Below are 16,443 nucleotides of genomic sequence, written 5' to 3' on the forward strand. Positions count from 1 at the left end.
AAGCCCTTTCTCATTCCCGCGTACGACTCAATCCCCCAACGCTTGCCCCTCACGCCGCGGATCGGCCCCGCCTGTCAGCGACGCTTTGCCTTGGGCATCCTTGACCCGAACAATCGCCTGGGTCCCGCTGGTCATGTCGATTTCGCTCACGCTGTGCCCTTTGTCTTTCAGCGCCTGAACCAGCGTCGGGCTGAACTGCCCCTGTTCCAGTTCGGTCGGGCCGTTGCGGCTGCCGAAGTTGGGCAGGTTAATGGCGGCTTGGGCATCGAGGTTCCAGTCGAGCAGGCCGATGGTGGATTTGGCCACGTATTCGATGATTTGCGAGCCGCCGGGGGAACCGACGGTGGCGAGGAATTCGCCGCTCTGGCGGTCGAAGATCAGGGTCGGGGCCATGGAGGAGCGCGGGCGTTTGCCGGGCTCGACGCGGTTGGCGACTTTTTGCCCGTTTTCCTCGGGGATAAACGAGAAGTCGGTCATCTCGTTGTTGAGCATGAAACCCTGAACCATGATGTGCGAGCCGAACGCCGACTCGATGGTGGTGGTCATCGACACGGCGCCGCCTGCATCATCGACGGCCACCACTTGCGAAGTGGAAATCCGCAGCGGCGAACGGTCCGGCGCATAGGCCACCCGGATACCCGGCGGAGTGCCGGGTTTGGCCGTGCCCATGCTGCGTTCGCCGATCAGGGCGGCGCGGCTGGCAAGGTAGGCGGGGTCGACCAGGCCTTTGACCGGCACCGGGACGAAGTCGGTATCGGCGACGTACTGAGCGCGGTCGGCGTAGGCCAGGCGTTCGGCTTCAGAGATCAGGTGCACGGCTTGCGGGACGGGTTCGATGCCGGCCGGGGCCGCGGTCTTGACCGGTTTCAGCGGCGCCAGCGCCAGGCGCTTGTCGCGAGTCTCCAGGGCTTGCAATGTCCCGAGGATCTGCGCCACGGCGATCCCTCCCGACGACGGCGGCGGCATGCCGCAGACCTGCCAGCGCTTGTAGTCGGTGCACAGCGGCGCGCGCTCCTTGGCCTGGTAGTTGGCGAGATCGGTCAGGGACAGGCTGCCGGGGTTGGTGTGACCCTGAACCTTGGTCGCAATTTCCTCGGCGACGGGGCCTTTGTACAGGGCATCGGGACCTTCATGGGCGATGCGTTTGAACACGGCGGCCAAAGCCGGGTTCTTCAGGTTTGTGCCGACGGCTTTTGGGCTGCCATCGGCATTTCGGAAGTAAGCCATCATTTCCGCTGAATGCGGCATGGACGAATCCGCGGCGATCAACTGGTGCAGGCGTGGCGAAATGGCGAAGCCTTGTTCGGCGAGCTGGATGGCCGGTTCAAACAGTTGTGCCCAGGGCAGGCGTCCGTGTTTTTGATGGGCCAGTTCCAGAGCGCGCAGCACGCCCGGCGTACCCACTGAGCGCCCACCAATCTGCGCCTGGGTGAAGCCCATCGGTTGTCCGTTGGCCTGCAGGAAAAGCTTCTCGGTGGCGCCGGCCGGGGCGGTTTCACGTCCGTCGTAGGTGCGCACGGCTTTGCCATCCCAGAGTACGATCAATGCGCCGCCACCGATGCCCGAAGACTGTGGCTCGACCAGCGTCAACACCGCTTGCATCGCAATCGCGGCATCGATGGCCGAGCCGCCCCGGCGCAGCATCTCTCGCCCGGCTTCGGCCGCCAGTGGGTTGGCCGCCGCTGCCATGTATTTCTCGGCGTGCTGGGTGCGCAAGTCGGTGCGGAAACCGGTAGCGCTTTCCGGTGCGAGCGGCAGCGTCGGCAGCGAAGTGTTGTGGCACGCGGCCAGGCTCAAGGCACTGGCGAGCAGAACCAGGGCTGGCATGCGATAGCGGCGCAAAGGGAAGGTTGAGAACACGTGGGGTACTCCGTCCGTTGGATCTACGATCAATGGACTTTATCGGCCGACCGGGAGGGAAGCAAACCAGGTCCCACGGCACCGAAGTTTTTGTCCTTCATCAATGGCAGGATTTTCTGTAGGGTCGTTGCCAACAGACAGGCCAGAAGATCAACAAGAGGCAGACATGCAGACCGAGTTTCCCACCCAGCCGAGTTATCGCACTCAGCGCGAACAGTTTCTGGCGGCCGCGACTGCCGCAGGCGCAACCTTGACCGAGTATCCACACCCGCTCAAAGGGCCGTTTGGTGAGCCCTTGAGCACGGATGTGGCGCTATTGGGTGATCCGGGCGCCAAGCGCCTGTTGATTGCGTTGAGCGGCACTCACGGGGTCGAAGGCTTCTACGGCTCGGGCTGCCAGATCAAATGGCTGCAGGAGTTGGGCAAGCGTTCCCTGCCAACGGATGTCGCCGTAGTCATGATCCATGCCATCAACCCTTGGGGCATGGCGTGGTTGCGCCGGGTCAACGAAGACAACATCGACTTGAACCGCAATCACCTGGATTTCCAGCGACCGCTGCCAGACAACCAGGCCTACAACGCCCTGCATGAAATCTATGCCTGCCCGCAGTTGCGCGGTCCGCAGCGTGATCGTGCCGATGCCTTGCTCGACGAGCAGATCCGCCTGCACGGCTGGCCGGCAGTCATGTCGATTGTCGAGGGCGGTCAGCATGCTCATCCCGACGGCCTGTTTTTCGGCGGGCTGGCGCCGAGCTGGTCAAACCGCACGCTGCACAAGATCGTGCAAAAGCACGTGGCCCATGCCGAGGTCGCCATGTGTTTCGACTTGCACACGGGCGCTGGCGAGTACGGTCATCCGATGTTGTTGACCATCACCGAGTCCGTCTATCCGGCGCTGGCGGATGCGCAGGCGATTTATGGCCCGTGGCTCTACAGCCTGCAAACCGGCGCCGACACCGTCAGCGAAACGGGCGTGGCGGCAACAGCCACCGGCTACACCTCGCAGGCATTGATCGATGCGCTGCTGCAGGTACGGTTGATGCCTTTCGTCATCGAGTGCGGGACGTATCCGGGGCCGGACGTTCACCGGCATCTGCGCGATGACCACTGGCTGCATCTGCACGGCAACCCGAGTGATGCAGCAGGGCGCGAGATCAAGCTGAATCTGCTTGAGCAGTTCTATCCGGCGGATAGCGATTGGCAGGCGATGGTCTGGTTGCGGACGTGGCAGATCTGGGAGCGGGCGTTGTCTGCATTGCCGGCAGTGTAGGAGCGAGCTTGCTCGCGATGGTCGTTAACGATAACGCGTGTTTACTGGTTAAACGCGGCGCTCTTGAGTCCATCGTCGGAACGCCGCCCGGAGCAAGCTCGCTCCTACAGGCATAAAAAAACGGCTTACCTTGCGGTAAGCCGTTTTTAGTACTTGGTGGCTACACAGGGACTTGAACCCCGGACCCCAGCATTATGAATGCTATGCTCTAACCAACTGAGCTATGTAGCCAAGTGGCGCGCATTATTCACCGGTAACGGGGATGCGTCAAGCATAAATCTAAAATATTTCTCTGCGCTTTCAACCGTTTATCAAAATCTATCCTCTGAGCAGGGGTGAAGGGCAGCGCTGGAACCAGCGACTGGCCTGTTCGTACGCGTGCGCCAGTTGCAGGACAGCGAAGTCGGCCTGGTGTCTGCCGATGATTTGCAGGCCCATGGGCAGGCTGCTGGCGTTGAAGCCGACCTGTACGTTAGCCACCGGGCAACCGGACAAGGTGCCGGGAATCACCACCTCCATCCAGCGGTGATAAGTGTCCATAGTCACGCCTTCGATGGAGGCGGGCCACGCTTGGGTTTTATCGAACGGGAACACCTGGGCGCTGGGCAGCAGCACGTAGTCGTATTTTTCGAACAGCCTGGAGATCGCCCGATACCAGTCGCTGCGCGTCACCGAGGCGGCAAACACCTCGGTGGCCGAGAGTTTCAGGCCGTTCTCCACTTCCCAGCAGGCTTCCGGTTTCAACAGCGCACGTTTTTGCGGGTCGGCATAGGTCGCGCCCAACGAGCCGGCGACCATCCAGTGACGCAACGTCCGCCAACTGCTCCACAGCTTCTCTGGCGCGAATTCGGACTGTACGGGTTCGATATGGCAACCCAGGCTTTCGAAATCGCCGAAGGCCTTTTCGCACAATGAGAGGATGCCTTTTTCCATCGGCAGATAGCCGTTGAAGTCGCCGAGCCAGCCCAGACGAGTGCCTTTGAAGTCCCGATCCAGTGGTGCTGCAAAGGCGCTGCCGGACTCGGCAATGGACAGTGGCGCCCGCGCATCGGCCCCGGCCTGCACCGATAACAGCAACGCTGCATCGCGCACGCTGCGAGCCATGGGGCCTTCGTAGCCGAGCTGATCGATAAACAGATCAGCGCTGTCATCGAAGGGCACTCGGCCCTGTGACGGACGGAAGCCGAAGATGTTGTTGAAGGCGGCCGGGTTGCGCAGCGAGCCCATCATGTCGCTGCCGTCGGCCACCGGCACCAGGTGCATGGCCAGCGCCGCCGCCGCGCCACCGCTGCTGCCGCCGGCGGTCTTGCTCGGGTCGTAGGCGCAACCGGTCGCGCCGAATAGCGGGTTATAGCTTTGCGAGCCGAGACCGAATTCCGGGGTGTTGCTCTTGCCGATGATAATCGCGCCGGCAGCCTTGATCCGCTCAACCATGATGCCGTCGCGCTCGGGGATGAAGTCCTTGTACAGCGGCGAACCCAGTGTGGTGCGGATGCCCTGGGTCAGGGACAAGTCCTTGATGGCGTGGGGCAGGCCGTGCATCCAGCCCCTGTATTGACCACGAGCCAGTTCGGCATCGCGGATATCTGCCTGGGCCAGCAGGTCTTCTGGCGCTTGCAGGCTCACCAGCGCATTGACCAGCGGGTTGAAGCGTTCGATGTGGGCAAGATAAGTCTGCATCACTTCCCGGCAGGAAACCTGGCGCAGGCGGATGCGTTCGGCGAGCTCGTGGGCCTGCAACAGGACCAGTTCGCTGATGTTATTAGAGTTCATTGCAAGCGGCCTTTCAGACGGCTGGAAAAACGCCCCGCCATCGCGTCGGGGCGGTAGAGATCAACGCATCAGGTTGGTCCAGAGACGGTCGGCCAGGCGGATCGCGCCTTCGCCGCAGGTCTTGCTGAACACCACGTTGGTGCCTTCGGGAATGTGCAGCTCCGGCGCGTCCTTCAGGCCCGCATCGAGGAAGGGTTCCACACCCTTGATCGGGCTCTGGTGCTTGAGGAAGTTCTGGGTCATCGCCGCGTTTTCAGGCTGGCTGAGGAACGCGATGAAGGCCTTGGCGTTCGCCGGGTTCTTGCTGCCGGTCGGGATGACCATGTTGTCGACCCAGGCCAGCACACCTTCTTTCGGGTAGAGATACTTCAGGCTCGGTTTCATCTCCCGGGCGCGCATCGACGAGCCGCCCCAGAAGGTCGACATGTCGATTTCACCCGAGGCGAGGTTTTCGCGGATCGAGCCGGCCTTGGAACTGTAGGTCTTGACGAAGGGTTTCTGCGCCTTGAGCAGGGTCAGGATTTGCTGCATCTGCTTCGGGTCTTCACTGCACAGCGGAATGTTCAGGTACAGGCTGGCCATGTCCACCACGTCGCTGACCGAGTCGAACATGTTGATTCGCCCTTGCAGCTCGGCCGGTGGCTCGTAAAGCACCTTGAGGCTGTCGGCAGGGCCCTTGTAGCGCTCGGTGTTGAGCACCGCGCTGGTGGTGCCCCAGATGAACGGTACGGAGTAGGCGCCTTCCGGGTCCCAGGTGGGTTTTTTCAGGTTGTCGACGACGCTGGCGTAGTAGGGCTCGTTGACCGGGTCAAAGCGCTCCAGCAGTTTTTCCTTGATCAGGATCGGCACGAACTGGTGCGAGGGGATCGCCACGTCATAACCGGCACCGCCCTGTTTCAATTTGGCCAGCAGGGTTTCGTTGGAATCGTAGGAATCGACTGTGACTTCGATGCCGGTCTGCTTCTGGAATTTGGCGAGAATCTCCGGCGAAAAGTAACCGCTCCAGCTCACCACGTTGAGCTTTTCCGCGGCCTGAACGCTGCCGGCCATGGTCAGCGGTAAAGTCAGGAACAACGAAGTGCCGATGCTTGCAATCAACTTGCTCATGCTATTTCCCCACAGTGCGTAGAAGGTTCAGGATTTCTTTTTGCCCAACAGATAAGAGAGCGTGACGAACAGCACCGAGACGCCCAGGATCAGCGTTGAGACGGCGTTGACGTCCGGTGTCACGCCCATGCGCAACAGGCCGAAGATGAAGATCGGCAAGGTGGTGGTGCCGGCCTGGGAGACCATCATCGAGATCACGAAGTTATCCAGCGACACGATGAAGGCCAGCATCAGCCCGGAGAAAATCCCCGGCATCAGCAGCGGCAGGGTGACCTTGCGGAAGGTCCGCCATGGGCCGGCATACAGGTCGGCCGAGGCCTGTTCCAGGGACAGGTCCATGTCGTTCAGGCGTGCCCGTATTGGCAGAAAGGCGAACGGGATACAGAACACCGTGTGCGCGATGATCAGGTTGCCGTAGCCCAGGGACAGACCGATGGTGGAAAACAGCGCGAGGGTGGCGACGCCGACCACGATTTCCGGCAGCACCAGGGGCAACATGATCGCGCCCATGGACAGTTGCAGGCCCTTGAACTTCGCACCCCGTGAGGTGCCGAGGGCGGCGAGGGTGGCGATGGCCGTGGCGACCATGCTGGCGCAGACCGCGATCAACAGGCTGTTGCCGGCCGCCTGGCGCAGGGCCTGGTTGGCGAAGGCCGCGCGATACCAGTCGATGCTGAAACCGGTCCACACCGTGGCCGATTGGTTGGCGTTGAACGAGAACACCACCAGCACCACGATCGGTGCGTAGAGGTACAGATAGAACAGGAAACTGAAGCCGCCGAAGCCGGGGAAGTCCTGCACGCCCGCCGTATTGCGTTTGAACAGGCCGATCATCACGCACCTCCTTTGGCGATGCGCTGGCGCTCGGCACGCAAGGCATAAACCGTCAGTACCAACATCACCGCCGCCATCAACACCAGCGAAAGCGCCGCGCCGAATGGCCAGTTACGCGCATCGCTGAACTGGCGGAAGATCAGGTTGCCGAGCATCATCCGCGTGCCGCCGCCGAGCAGTTCCGGGGCGATCATCGCGCCCAGGCAAGGCACGAAGGTGAGGATGGCGCCGGCGAGAATTCCTGGTTTGGCGATCGGTAACACCACCTTGCGCAAGGTTCGAACGCGTCCGGCGTAGAGGTCCTGAGCGGCCTCGAGCAGGCGGATGTCCATTTTTTCCAGGGTGGCGTAGATCGGCAGCACCACGAAGGGCGCGTAGGTATAAACCAGCCCCAGCAGCACCGCGCCGTCGGTGTAGAGCAGTTGCAGCGGTTGGTCGATGACCCCGAGGCCCATCAGGCTGTTGTTGATCACCCCGGTGTTGCGCAGCAGCAGAATCCACGCATAGGTGCGGATCAACAGGTTGGCCCAGAACGGCACGGTGATCAGGAAGATCAGCAGGCCGCGACGATGAGCTGGTTGCATGGCCAGCCATACCGCCACCGGAAAACCGATCAACAGGGTGATGAGCGTGGTCAGCCCGGCGATACCTATCGAGCGCAGGGCGATGATCAGGTAGGAGTCGGCGAAGGCCAGGCTGTCATCCAGTTGCCGCTCGAACAGCAGCGAGGTGTAGGCGTCGCTGCTGAATACCTTGTTCACCCCGCCGTAGGGGTTGGCCTCCATCAGCGAGTAACCGATGACGATCAGGATCGGCACGATCAGAAACAGGCCGATGGCGATCAGGGCGGGGCTGACACCGAGAAAGCTCTGGAAGGCCCGCCGACGTTCCAGCGTGTTGGCAATCGGTAAAGCGTGCATGGCAATTCCTCGTGCTCAATCGTGCAGGACACTGGCGCTGCCCTGGTCGAACAACAGACCGGCCTGGCTGCCGACGGCGAAGCGTTTGCTCTGGTCGACGCAGTTGGGGGTGCGCACGGTGAGGCGTGAACCGTCGCTCAGGCTGACCTGGTATTGCAGGTCGGTGCCGAGGTAGATCTGCGCTTCGATCCGGCACGGCAAGGCACATTCGGTATTGCCCGGTACCAGATGCAAACGCTCGGGGCGCACGGACAATGCGACGTTGGCACCGACCCGCACATCGCTGCATGGCTGTGCAGGCAGCGGATGACCGGCCGGGCCGGCGAACCAGGCCAGACCGTCTTCGACACGGGTGACCGTGCCTTCGATGAAGTTGGTTTCACCGATGAAGTCCGCCACGAAGCGATTGCGCGGGTGTTCGTAGATGTCTTCCGGGCGGCCGACCTGCTGCACTTCGCCTTCGGACAACACGGCGATGCGGTCGGACATGGTCAGGGCTTCTTCCTGGTCATGGGTAACGAAGATGAAGGTGATGCCGGTGCGGGCCTGAATGGTTTTCAACTCTTCGCGCATGGCCTGGCGCAGCTTGAGGTCCAGCGCCGAGAGTGGTTCGTCGAGCAGCAAGACTTTGGGATGCGGCGCCAATGCACGAGCGAGGGCCACGCGCTGTTGCTGACCGCCGGACAGTTGCGCCGGCTTGCGGTTGGCAAAGCGCTCCATCTGCACCAGGGCGAGCATCTCGCGCACTCGTTCGGCCATTTGCGTTTTGTTCAGGACTTTGCCCATCGGGTGGGACTCAAGACCAAAGGCCAGGTTCTCGGCGATGGTCATGTGCGGGAACAACGCGTAATGCTGGAACACCGTGTTGACCGGGCGCTGGAAGGGCGGGCGGTCGGCGATGTTTTCGCCGTAGAGCAGAATCTCGCCTTCAGTAGGGAATTCGAACCCGGCGATCATCCGCAGGAGCGTGGTTTTGCCGCAGCCCGAAGGGCCGAGAAGGGTAAAGAACTCGTTGTCGCGAATGTCCAGGTCGATGCTTTTCAGCGCCACCGGGCCAGTCTTTGGATCACCGTAGACTTTGCGCACTGAGCGGATGGACACCGCCAGCGTTTGCAGCGAATGCAGGGCATTCATGCGTTACCTCCGATTCCCCCATCGCCTGCGCACGTGCTGAAAACAGCTGTGCCTTCGGGCCATGGATATTATTTTTCTGGGCAGGATCGAGATTGCGTTCGGGTGTTGTAACCAGCTGTTTTTTTGTTCTGCTGTGGATCGATTATCAGCGAGGGGTTGCGGGGGCGAAACTTCAATTTTAACATAGGGGCTGTTAAAAAATTTAACAGCAGAAGGCGCCCGGAAACCATGCCTGACCACCGTTTGCCGCCACTCAACGCGGTGCGTGCCTTTGATGCCGCGGCCCGGTTGGGCAGCTATGTCGAAGCCTCCAAGGCCCTGCACGTGACCCAGCCGGCCATCGGCCGTCACGTGAAGTTGCTGGAAGACTGGCTGGGCATCCAACTGTTCGAGCGCACCTCTCGCGGGGTCAACCTGACGACGGCGGGGGAGAAGTACCACCGCAAGATCACCGCCGCCTTGCAGCTGATCATCGAGGCCGGAAAAGAGGCGCAGCCCAAACACGCCGAGCGCTGGCTGCGCATCATGGTGGTGCCGGGGTTCGCCAAGCGCTGGCTGATGCCGCGCATCGAGGCCATGCGTCATCTGCGCCCGGGCTTGAAGTTCGCCATCGAACCCAATTCGACCTTCACCGAAGTGGATGGCAAAAGTGCTGACCTGGGCATCGTCTACGGATTGGACGGCCAATATGCCCACTCCCGCACCAGCCTGATTTGTCCTCGGGTGTTTCCAATCTGTTCCCCCGATTATCTGGCCAGCGTCGAGCCCATCGACAGCCCCGCGGACCTGGTGAAGCACAACCTGATCCACGTCGATGACGGCGAGTGGTGGAACCTGTGGTTCGCCGCCAACGACCTCGACATCCACCTCAATTCGGACATGCTCTACGTCAACAACGACCACGCGCTGTCGGTGGCCGAGAGCGGGCAGGGCATTGCGCTGGCCAACGAAGTGCTGGTGCGCGAAGAACTCCATAGCGGCAAGCTGGTGCGGGTGGTGGACGCGCAAGTGAAGCTGGAAAGCTACCGGGTGCTGACGCCGTCCGCCGAGCTCTCGGCGGACGTGGCGTGGTTTATCGACTGGCTCAAGACCGAGCTGGAGCAGGACTTCCCGGAAGCGGTGATCCGCGCCTGAGAAGTCCTGGCGGACTCAACTCAAGCGGAAGCGCCCGGTGTTGTCGCTGAGGGCCTTGCTGCCGTGGCTCAGGGTGTCCGCCGCCTGGTTCACCGCGCGGGCCCCTTCGAGCAAACGTACCGCCGCTTGATCGACCTGCTGGATGTTGCCGCTGACCTCGTCGGCGGTACTGGCCTGTTCTTCCACCGCCGTGGCGATGTGCGCCAGGGTATCGGTGACGCTCTGCACCGCACTGGCGATTTCCCCGAGCCGTTCACCGAGGCCGGTGACCGCTTGTGCATCGGACTCTGCCTGACTGCACGCGGCTTGCATCAGGCTGACGGCCTCATTCACCGTGTTGCGCAGGCTGTCGACCGTGCCGGCAATCTGTGCAGTCGACGATTGCGTGCGTTGGGACAGGCTGCGCACCTCATCGGCCACCACCGCGAAGCCACGCCCTTGCTCGCCCGCCCGTGCCGCTTCGATAGCGGCGTTGAGTGCCAACAGGTTGGTCTGCTCGGCGACGCCGCGAATGGTGTCGACCACCAGTTGAATCTGCTGCCCTTGTTCACTGACCCGGCCCAGTGCCGCAGCGGTCTCGTTCAGGCGCTGATTGAGTTGCTGGATGCTCGCGGTGGTGCGCTGGCTGTCACGGCTGCTGTCGGCGGCAATGCGCCGGGTGTGCTGGGCGCTGCCGGACGCCTGTTCGCAACTGTGGGCCACCCCTTGTGAGGTGGCGGCCAGTTGCGTCGCCGCAGCGGCAATCTGGCTGATCTGCAGCTGCTGGGCTTCGACTTCGCCCAAGGCGTCGCTGGAATGATGATTGAGGGTTTGCACTGCGTTGCTCAGTTGCAGGGTTTCGTGATCCACCCCTTGCAGGCTGGTGCGCAGTTGCACCACGGCGACGTTCAGCGCGGTACTGATGACTGCCAGTTCGTCCCGGCCTTGAACCGGCACTTGCAGGCTCAGATTGCCATCGCGCAAGGCCTCGGCCAGCACCGTGATGCCGCTGGCGCTGCGGCGGATCGAGGCCTGCAAACAGATGAACAGATACAGCGCGGCCAACAGCAGGCAGCCCAACACGGCGGCCACCACAATGAACTGGCGGATTGCCGAGTCGTGGTAGTAATCCAGGCGTTGATCCAGCGACACCAGCGACTGCTGGCGCAACGAGGTTAGATCGGAGAGCAGGGCATCCAGAGTGCGTTCGAAGTCATCCGGCTTCAGGTTGATGCTGCCGCCGAACACGCCGTCATCCAGCACCTTCAGGCCTGCGTCCAGGTGCTTGAGGCTGTCGTGATATTGCCCGGCCCAGGTTTGCAGAGCGCTGGGCAGGCGTGCTTCGAGCAGGCCTGCGGTTTTCACCAGCTGCTCTCGTGCATCGCCGATGCGGCTGCGCAAGTCGCGCAGTTGCAGACGGCTTTGCAGGGTGAACTGCCCAGACACCACCGAGGCCTGACCCACCGCTGCCAGACGACCGACCCGTTCGATCAGGTCTGGCGCATGCTGTGTGGAAATCTGCGTCAGCAAATAAGTCTCCAGCCACGGCGCCAGCGTCAGGCGATTGTCCATGGCGATCTGTTCGCGCAAGGCTTGCAGGGCGCTCAAGGCGTTGGTGAAGCGATCATAGCCATCGGGCCACCAGCCAACGTTGCTCAGGTTTTTTGAGTCGAGGCCATCGAGGGCGGTTTGCAGGGCCTGATAACGCAACAGGGTTTCGCCCTCGGCGTTTTCTTTTTGCAGGGCGTTGCCCAACTCGGCAGTGGCCTGGCTGACGGCGGGCTGAACCGCATCGAAGGCGGCCATCGCGGCGAGGGTGGCGGGCGTTGGCTGGCGATTGGTTTCCGTGGCGCGCCACCGGGCGGCACGATCACGCTGGGCGCCGAGCAGGTCATCCAGCGCATCAAGCGCCAGCAGTTGCCGCACCCCGGCGCGTTCGCCGGAGATCAGGCTGAGTTTGTCGCGATAGTCCTGGCCGATCATCCACAGGCTGCCGGCCAGCGGCAGGATAAACAGCAGAAACAACAGCTGGAATTTGCGTGCGAAGCCGAAGCGCCCCAGCAGCCCGATCCCCGGTGATAAAAAAGCCTGCATGCCCCATGACTCCTCTGGACACCACGCACCATTGGCGTGCGCCGGAGGTTGTTGCCCCCGACTCGTGCCCTCTTAAAAGGCCTCGAAAGTTCACCCTTGTCCGCTCTGTAGGCCGACTCTGTGGCGAAACTTCCCATTCTTGGTCTCCTTTGTAAGGAGGCCGCGTTCAAGCAGACAAGGAAGGCAAGATTCAGACCATGGCTTTGCGCCATCAAGGTTGTGGCGATGAAAAACGAGGTCGTTAGCAGGCTAAGGGGATGGCGTTGCTGCACTGAAAAATGGCACATTGATGTATCTGCCTGTTTGTACCCACCTGTTGTACGGAAACCCCCATGGCTATCAGCAACGCCCAGTCCGGCTCAGTGCCGGCGTCCACTACGCCCCAAAGCAGTCCCCTGGTGATGCGCATCATCGGCGCGGTAGCGCTGGCGCATTTGATCAACGACCTGATCCAGTCGGTGCTGCCGTCGATCTACCCGATGCTCAAGGCCAACTATGGCCTGACCTTCACCCAGGTCGGCCTGATCACCCTGACGTTCCAGTTGACGGCCTCGCTGCTGCAGCCGTGGGTCGGTTACTACACCGACCGCCATCCCAAGCCGTGGTTGTTGCCGGCGGGGACGGTCTGCACCCTGGTCGGGATTCTGATGATGTCGGTGGTCGGCAGCTTTCCGTTGATTCTGCTGGCGGCAGGCTTGATCGGCATCGGTTCATCGACCTTCCACCCGGAAGCGTCCCGCGTGGCGCGCCTGGCTTCAGGCGGGCGCTTCGGGCTGGCGCAATCGACCTTCCAGGTCGGCGGTAATGCAGGCTCGGCGTTCGGCCCGTTACTGGCGGCGGCGATCATCATTCCCTATGGCCAAGGGCACGTGGCGTGGTTCGGCCTGTTCGCGGTGTTTGCGCTGTTCGTGCTCTACCGGATCAGCCGCTGGTACGCCAACCACTTGAACCTGTTCAAGCTCAAGCAAGGCCAGGCGGCGACTCACGGCCTGTCCAAGGGCCGAGTGACCAGCGCGTTGGTCGTGCTCGGATTGCTGGTGTTCTCCAAGTATTTCTACATGGCCAGCCTCACCAGCTACTTCACGTTCTACCTGATCGAGAAGTTCGACCTGTCGGTGGCCAGCTCGCAGCTGCACCTGTTCCTGTTTCTCGGCGCAGTAGCCGCGGGGACATTCTTTGGCGGGCCGATTGGCGACAGGATCGGGCGCAAGGCAGTGATCTGGTTCTCGATCCTCGGCGTTGCACCGTTCACTTTGCTGCTGCCCCATGTCGACCTGTTCTGGACCAGCATTCTCAGCGTGGTCATCGGCTTCATCCTCGCCTCGGCGTTCTCGGCCATCGTGGTGTACGCCCAGGAATTGGTGCCGGGCAATGTCGGGATGATCGCCGGGGTATTCTTCGGCCTGATGTTCGGCTTCGGCGGGATTGGCGCGGCTTTGCTTGGGCATTTGGCGGACATTCGCGGTATCGAATACGTGTACTACCTGTGTTCGTTCCTGCCGTTGTTCGGGGTGTTGGCGATCTTCCTGCCGCGTACGAAGAAGACCTGACCCAACACAAATCCCTGTGGGAGCGAGCTTGCTCGCGATGACGGTGTATCAGCTTGCAGATCAGTTGGCTGACAGTCCGCTATCGCGAGCAAGCTCGCTCCCACAGTGGTTCGGTGGTGTGGCGGATGAATGTATCAGGCACAAAAAAGCCGCGTATCAAACGCGGCTTTTTCTTGGGCGTTGCGGCTTACACGTTGAAGCGGAAGTGCATCACGTCGCCGTCTTTGACGATGTAGTCCTTGCCTTCCAGACGCCATTTACCGGCTTCCTTGGTACCGGCTTCGCCCTTGTATTGGATGAAGTCGTTGTAGGCGATCACTTCGGCGCGGATGAAGCCTTTTTCGAAGTCGGTGTGGATCACGCCAGCGGCTTGTGGTGCGGTGGCACCGACGCGGACGGTCCAGGCGCGGACTTCTTCGACACCGGCGGTGAAGTAGGTCTGCAGGTGCAGCATTTCGTAGCCGGCGCGGATCACGCGGTTCAGGCCAGGCTCTTCGAGGCCCAGGGCTTCGAGGAACATGTCTTTCTCTTCGCCGTCATCGAGTTCGGCGATTTCCGCTTCGATCTTGTTGCACACCGGTACAACCACGGCGCCTTCTTCTTCAGCGATGGCGCGTACAACGTCCAGGTGCGGGTTGTTCTCGAAACCGTCTTCAGCGACGTTGGCGATGTACATGACCGGCTTGGTGGTCAGCAGGTGGAAGCCCTTGATCACCGCTTTCTCGTCGGTGCCCATGTTCTTCATCAGGCTGCGCGCTGGCTTGCCTTCGGTGAAGTGAGCGATCAGTTGCTCCAGCAGGCCTTTCTGGACCACTGCATCCTTGTCACCGCCCTTGGCGTTACGCGCGACTTTCTGCAGTTGCTTCTCGCAGCTGTCGAGGTCGGCGAAGATCAGTTCCAGCTCGATGATTTCGATGTCGCGTTTCGGGTCGACGCTGTTGGAAACGTGAATCACGTTCTCGTCTTCGAAGCAGCGGACCACGTGGGCGATGGCATCGGTTTCACGGATGTTGGCCAAAAACTTGTTGCCCAGGCCTTCGCCTTTCGACGCACCGGCTACCAGGCCCGCAATGTCGACGAACTCCATGGTGGTCGGCAGGATGCGCTTTGGATTGACGATGGCTGCCAGAGCTTCCAGACGCGGATCCGGCATCGGCACGATACCGCTGTTCGGCTCGATGGTGCAGAAGGGGAAGTTCTCGGCCGCGATCCCGGATTTGGTCAGGGCGTTGAACAGGGTGGACTTGCCGACGTTAGGCAGGCCGACGATGCCGCAATTGAATCCCATGGTGTTTCCCCTCGGATAAGAGTCAGGCCTTCTGGCTGTGCAGGTTTTTCATCGCGCGGTTCCATTCACCGGCGAGGATATCCGGCAGCACGCCGAGGGCAAAGTCGATGCTGGCATCGAGTTTTTCCTGTTCGGCGCGTGGCGCACGACCCAGGACGAAATTTGAAACCATACTGGCAACGCCCGGGTGGCCAATGCCAAGCCGCAAGCGATGAAAGGTATTCTGATTGCCCAGTTGCGCAATGATGTCGCGCAACCCGTTGTGACCGCCATGGCCGCCGCCCTGCTTGAGCTTGGCAACGCCGGGTGGCAGGTCGAGTTCGTCGTGCGCCACGAGGATTTCTTCAGGCGTGATGCGGAAGAAACCGGCGAGTGCCGCTACGGCCTGGCCGCTGCGGTTCATGTACGTGGTGGGAATCAGCAGACGAACATCCTGACCCTGATGCGAATAGCGCCCGGTCAGGCCAAAATATTTGCGGTCCGCCACAAGGTTCACGCCTTGTGCGTTCGCGATGCGCTCAACAAAAAGGGCCCCTGCGTTATGCCGGGTCTGTTCGTATTCAGCGCCTGGATTTCCCAGGCCAACGATCAGTTTGATGGCAGTCACGATAGGGGCCCTTCATTGGAGTGGTGGATAACATCGCCGCAATCAGGGAGAGCGGCGAAAGTGGACGAAAATTGCTCATTTACCATGATGTAAACTCCGCGTTCTCGCCCGCTTTCTCGCTATGCTCTAGTCCGCGATGTTTCCGGTCACTCCGGCGTACAGAGTAAAATTACTCTGCAGCGCCTTCTGCAGCTTCTGGAGCAACACGTGGAGCGTGGACGTTGGCAACAGCCTTGTCATCGCCGTGTGCCAGGGCCACGAACTCAACGCCTTTAGGAGCCTTGAGGTCCGACAGGTGAATGATCGAACCGATTTCAGCGTCAGCCAGGTCGACTTCGATGAACTCAGGCAGATCTTTCGGCAGGCAGGAAACTTCGATCTCGGCAACAACGTGCGAGATTTCGCCGCCTTTCTTGGTCGGTGCTTCTTCGTTGATGAAGTGCACTGGAACGATAGCGGTCAGTTTCTGGCCAGCTACTACGCGTACGAAGTCAGCGTGCATCACGTGGCCTTTGGCCGGGTGACGCTGCAGGGCTTTGATCACGACGTTCTGCTTGGTGCCACCAACGTTCAGCTCGATGATGTGGCTGTAAGCCGCTTCGTTTTCGAGCAGTTTGGCAACTTCTTTGGCCAGCATGCTGATGGATTCAGGGGCTTTTTCGCCACCGTAAACTACAGCTGGAACCAGGCTTGCGAGACGACGCAGGCGGCGGCTCGCACCTTTCCCCAGGTCGGAACGCACTTCAGCATTCAGGGTAAAATCGTTCATGTTGTATCTCCAAAATAACCACATTCGCCCCAGCGTTTGCGACCAGCGCTAAAGGCGATATGGGCAAAAAAGCCCCGCCCCGACAGGAATGCCGGGGCGGGGCGCTTTTCGTCAACGAGACATT

At 61.2% G+C, this 16,443-nt stretch carries 13 protein-coding genes and 1 tRNA gene; 3 read left to right on the top strand and 11 right to left on the bottom strand.

Annotated elements, in window-relative coordinates:
• Window positions 1-27 precede the first annotated feature (27 nt).
• Window positions 28-1,860 (bottom strand): gamma-glutamyltransferase, encoded by a 1,833-nt coding sequence (gene ggt / locus AC1DXW_RS23770; protein WP_477760533.1) that lies wholly within the window; start codon window positions 1,858-1,860, stop codon window positions 28-30.
• A 166-nt stretch (window positions 1,861-2,026) separates the two neighbouring features.
• On the opposite strand from ggt, the gene AC1DXW_RS23775 reads away from it, so the two are divergent.
• The gene (locus tag AC1DXW_RS23775; RefSeq protein WP_477754162.1) at window positions 2,027-3,130 is read left to right on the top strand and encodes a DUF2817 domain-containing protein; all 1,104 of its coding nucleotides are present in this window, start codon (window positions 2,027-2,029) and stop codon (window positions 3,128-3,130) included.
• A 154-nt stretch (window positions 3,131-3,284) separates the two neighbouring features.
• Here AC1DXW_RS23775 and AC1DXW_RS23780 read toward each other — a convergent pair.
• The 6 genes from AC1DXW_RS23780 to AC1DXW_RS23805 form a co-directional block, all read right to left on the bottom strand.
• Window positions 3,285-3,361, bottom strand: a tRNA-Met gene (locus AC1DXW_RS23780).
• 87 nt (window positions 3,362-3,448) lie between these two features.
• On the bottom strand, window positions 3,449-4,903 hold the full coding sequence (locus AC1DXW_RS23785; protein ID WP_477754161.1) for an amidase: 1,455 nt from the start codon (window positions 4,901-4,903) through the stop codon (window positions 3,449-3,451).
• A 60-nt stretch (window positions 4,904-4,963) separates the two neighbouring features.
• On the bottom strand, window positions 4,964-6,010 hold the full coding sequence (locus AC1DXW_RS23790) for an ABC transporter substrate-binding protein (RefSeq protein ID WP_477754160.1): 1,047 nt from the start codon (window positions 6,008-6,010) through the stop codon (window positions 4,964-4,966).
• 27 nt (window positions 6,011-6,037) lie between these two features.
• On the bottom strand, window positions 6,038-6,844 hold the full coding sequence (locus AC1DXW_RS23795) for an ABC transporter permease (protein ID WP_477754159.1): 807 nt from the start codon (window positions 6,842-6,844) through the stop codon (window positions 6,038-6,040).
• Window positions 6,844-7,764 carry an ABC transporter permease gene (locus AC1DXW_RS23800; RefSeq protein ID WP_007981819.1) on the bottom strand — a complete coding sequence of 307 codons (921 nt, stop codon included), beginning with the start codon at window positions 7,762-7,764 and terminating at the stop codon, window positions 6,844-6,846. Before AC1DXW_RS23800 ends, AC1DXW_RS23795 begins: the two co-directional genes overlap by 1 nt.
• Before the next feature lie 15 nt (window positions 7,765-7,779).
• Window positions 7,780-8,898 (bottom strand): ABC transporter ATP-binding protein, encoded by a 1,119-nt coding sequence (locus tag AC1DXW_RS23805; RefSeq protein ID WP_477760534.1) that lies wholly within the window; start codon window positions 8,896-8,898, stop codon window positions 7,780-7,782.
• A 228-nt stretch (window positions 8,899-9,126) separates the two neighbouring features.
• Here AC1DXW_RS23805 and AC1DXW_RS23810 point away from each other — a divergent pair, with 228 nt between their 5' ends.
• On the top strand, window positions 9,127-10,032 hold the full coding sequence (locus AC1DXW_RS23810; protein WP_477754157.1) for a LysR substrate-binding domain-containing protein: 906 nt from the start codon (window positions 9,127-9,129) through the stop codon (window positions 10,030-10,032).
• 15 nt (window positions 10,033-10,047) lie between these two features.
• Here AC1DXW_RS23810 and AC1DXW_RS23815 read toward each other — a convergent pair whose 3' ends face one another.
• Window positions 10,048-12,105 carry a methyl-accepting chemotaxis protein gene (locus AC1DXW_RS23815; RefSeq protein ID WP_477754156.1) on the bottom strand — a complete coding sequence of 686 codons (2,058 nt, stop codon included), beginning with the start codon at window positions 12,103-12,105 and terminating at the stop codon, window positions 10,048-10,050.
• A 332-nt stretch (window positions 12,106-12,437) separates the two neighbouring features.
• Here AC1DXW_RS23815 and AC1DXW_RS23820 point away from each other — a divergent pair, with 332 nt between their 5' ends.
• The gene (locus AC1DXW_RS23820; RefSeq protein WP_477754155.1) at window positions 12,438-13,655 is read left to right on the top strand and encodes an MFS transporter; all 1,218 of its coding nucleotides are present in this window, start codon (window positions 12,438-12,440) and stop codon (window positions 13,653-13,655) included.
• 187 nt (window positions 13,656-13,842) lie between these two features.
• Here the strand turns inward: AC1DXW_RS23820 and ychF are convergent, their stop codons facing one another.
• The 3 genes from ychF to AC1DXW_RS23835 all read right to left on the bottom strand — a co-directional run bounded on the left by ychF (window position 13,843) and on the right by AC1DXW_RS23835 (window position 16,319).
• Entirely contained in the window at window positions 13,843-14,943 is a 1,101-nt protein-coding gene (gene ychF / locus AC1DXW_RS23825) for a redox-regulated ATPase YchF (protein WP_223501897.1), read from the bottom strand.
• Between the two features lie 22 nt (window positions 14,944-14,965).
• Window positions 14,966-15,550: an aminoacyl-tRNA hydrolase gene (gene pth / locus AC1DXW_RS23830; protein ID WP_008153430.1), complete on the bottom strand. Its 585-nt coding sequence runs from the start codon at window positions 15,548-15,550 to the stop codon at window positions 14,966-14,968.
• A 169-nt stretch (window positions 15,551-15,719) separates the two neighbouring features.
• A complete protein-coding gene (locus AC1DXW_RS23835; protein ID WP_477754153.1) occupies window positions 15,720-16,319 on the bottom strand; it encodes a 50S ribosomal protein L25/general stress protein Ctc in 600 nt (199 codons plus the stop codon).
• Between the last annotated feature and the right edge of the window lie 124 nt (window positions 16,320-16,443).

The sequence above is a fragment of the Pseudomonas sp. P4_C4 genome, assembly GCF_056402055.1.